Annotated in this window: 1 protein-coding gene; it reads left to right on the plus strand. The window is 40.2% G+C overall.

Annotation, left to right across the window (positions count from 1 at the left end; translation table 11 throughout):
* Positions 1-256: tetratricopeptide repeat protein (locus tag SB752_RS32865; RefSeq protein WP_410719575.1), on the plus strand; the 256-nt coding region annotated here is incomplete at both ends.

Below are 256 nucleotides of genomic sequence, written 5' to 3' on the forward strand. Positions count from 1 at the left end.
TATAAAAAATCAGCTAACCAAGGTGATGCTTATGCTCAATATAACCTTGGAGTGATATATGCCCAAGGCAAAGGCGTGCGTCAAGATTATGCTAAATCATTGGAGTTGTATAAAAAATCAGCTAACCAAGGTGATGCTTATGCTCAATATAACCTTGGAGTGAGGTACGACAATGGCAAAGGCATACGTCAGGATTATGCTAAAGCAGTGGGTTGGTATCAAAAGTCGGCCGATCAAGGATATGTTAAGGCTCAAT

This window comes from Brevibacillus sp. SIMBA_040 (genome assembly GCF_046535075.1).
In the GTDB taxonomy this organism is placed as follows: domain Bacteria; phylum Bacillota; class Bacilli; order Brevibacillales; family Brevibacillaceae; genus Brevibacillus.